The following is a 2,769-nucleotide window of genomic DNA, read 5'->3' as shown; positions in this document are numbered from 1 at the left end:
ATATCACTGTATATAGATGGATTCATTAGTTTTTCTACAGAACGATTCAACTTCTTCACAAGCCCATTCTTAGAAGCTAATTCTTCCTCAAACTCTTCTACAAATTCTTTAATCGCTTCAGGACTATCATTAGATATTACTTCATCTAATCCATTTTCAAAGCTTTTTAATTCTTCTTGATCGAAACGGTCTTTGTTCTCTTCTAATACTTCACCAATTTGCTCTTTTATAGTCGGGGGTCCTACTTTAAAGTCTGTGACTTTTTGGACAAAGTCAAAATCATTAAATAAAAAAGCATCTGATGTTTGGTTTAAAAACTCAATTACTTCTTTAGTTAACTCGTCTATATTTTTACTTTCCCAAATCTCGTCAGGCCAATTATTTTTTTCTTCTTGTTCTAAAAATAAGTATAGATTATTTTGTATTTTCTCATGTTGTGATTCTTTAATTTGCAAGTTAGCTAGTAGATAGTTCTTTTGTAAACGACTTTTACCTGCTCCACCTATTTTTAGCTTCATATCAATAAACAAATTAAGGTGAGGTAAATTCTTTTGAATACTATCTATAACTGAGGAACTATTGTCGTTTAATACATGAACCAAAAACTTTACAACATTTCTGAGTTGCGGCTCACAAATGCTTTGATAAGTTTTAATAAAATCTTGAATATGCTTTATCTCATCCGTAGCAATCTGTCCAGATTCTGCTAAAATATTATAAATAGACGTTAAACCTCTTGAAGTTAATAAATAGGATTCATCAACAGTGAATAGGTTCTTTAAACTTTGTGCTTCATGTGTCATTTCGTTAATAACTAAAATTAGAGCCTGATGAGATTTAGTATTATTTCTAAGCCATGTACTTGTTTCGAAGTCTCTATATGCAAAATTACTAAAACCTTCTACAGGGGTTATTGTTCGAATAACTGGTTCATAAAAATTCCTCATTGAACCTATATTCAAGTTTAATTCACTTAATAAAAGCTGAATATTATTTGAAGTTAATCCGGTTATTTTAACAAATAACTTTTCTGTATGTTCATCTTTTTGCTTCTTGAAATGATCTACTAACAGCCTATTAATCCATTGTGCCAACAATTTGTCTTCGGTTATATTGATCATATTGTCATCACACCTTCTGCCATCTCATACGGATTTCTAATCATTGCTGTAGCATCCGAATATTCTACTAGCAATCCGTTTTTTCTTAATTTCTCCCTAAGAGCCAACTCATTTTTTTGATAATGACGAATGTTGACTTTTGACCTATCATACAATGCACTTTCTCGTGCTTGCATTTCCCCTACTATGAACCCATATTTTTTATATAGCATATTTAAAAACTCACTAAATTCTATTGATTCTTTTGGTTTCACGTTGATAAAAACTAGTGTTTGTAAGAACGTATCTGTCATCAAATATCTGTAACTAGAACCCGCTTTGAAGTTACCTACTCCGCCATCTCTAGCTAAAGTTCTATTAATAGAAATTTGGTGCCTTTTTAATGTGTCAGAAATGACTTCCTTTACTACGTTATGAAGTTTGTCCTTTACATCCTCATAATTTTTACACTTTTGCAATGAGTTTATTACTCGTTTTTTGCGAGATTGAAGTTTTTGCAAACCCATTTTCTCAATAAAGATCATCGGATCTTCTTTCCATTTACTTAACTCTCTATTGACTTCTTCTTCATGACCCATAATACTGAAAAATTGCTTTGAGAAATAGTCTTCAAATTTTTCTTTAATTAAAATCTCATTGTTTTTAAACGTACTAGTTGATATTTTTTGTACTTCTTTATTCTTACCATCTAAACAATCGAAGAAAAACTCTATTCGATCGTTGACATCTACTTTAGATCGCTCATACATATACAATAAAATATGAAAGCAAGTTAAACTTGTTAAAAGCTTGAACATATCGTAAACATCAATATCTAAATTCAATAAGTTTGACATTTCTTCAGCAAACTGGTCAAAAAGTTCGTGCTCTTCAATTGGCAAATGAGGGTATTCCTTAGACAGCTTTTCCACCTTTTTTAATGGATATCTATCTTCAGACTTATTTTCACCTTCATCTCCTAAAACACTTTGGATAGAGTCTACTATTTGACCCACAGAATTGTTTTTTTGTAATAATTGTTGAAACCTCTGCTCTATTCTATGTTTAACACCTGGAAAATTTTTAGCTCCATAAGAAACCATTAAATAATATAATTCTCCACCACGTGCAAAAAAGTTTCGTTCGTAAAAAGCATTCTCACCTTTAACACGCAACTCGAAAAAAAGTAGGCTCTCGTGTAAAGGGTATAGCGATCGAGCATACCAAGAGCGATCAGCTTCCTTTCCTTTTCCGTCCACAAGAGGTATTTCTAGATTTCTAAAAAATTCTCTAATAACTTCAATTTTGTTATCATCTTGAAGTTTTTCATAAAGAAATTTCTTCTTTTCTTGATCAAGTTGCGCGCTACCACGCTTACTACCTTCTTTGACACCTTCAAAGATAAATTTACGTAAATTTTGTGATTTATTTCTAAAATAGCAATCTGCATTTAGTTGATAATCTGTTCCATATAAAACATTTAAGAACTCTAAAACGTACTCTGGTCCACGTTGACCATCTTTAAAACGGTGCCCCCAAATTTTTGCAGATAGCTGAGATGAAAATTCTTCTACATTTTTATCTGAATTCTGCATGTCTATTCACCCTTATTCTAAAATTTCTATACAATCTTGCACATACAAACCGTTTTCTTTATCTAGCCTTAGAA

General features: G+C 31.3%; 1 protein-coding gene and 1 pseudogene. Both read right to left on the bottom strand.

The annotated features are described in order from the left end of the window. Positions 1-1,121, bottom strand: a pseudogene (locus tag RB298_RS28035) (FtsK/SpoIIIE domain-containing protein); the annotation flags it as partial. Beyond that, positions 1,118-2,695: a hypothetical protein gene (locus RB298_RS28030; protein WP_486049639.1), complete on the bottom strand. Its 1,578-nt coding sequence runs from the start codon at positions 2,693-2,695 to the stop codon at positions 1,118-1,120. The pseudogene RB298_RS28035 and the gene RB298_RS28030, both read right to left, overlap by 4 nt. Between the last annotated feature and the right edge of the window lie 74 nt (positions 2,696-2,769).

This window comes from Priestia sp. BR_2, assembly GCF_041954005.1.
GTDB classification, from domain to species: domain Bacteria; phylum Bacillota; class Bacilli; order Paenibacillales; family Paenibacillaceae; genus Paenibacillus_AQ; species Paenibacillus_AQ lautus_A.
Note: the sequence above shows the minus strand (reverse complement) of the source record. Positions and strands in the feature narration are given on the sequence as shown.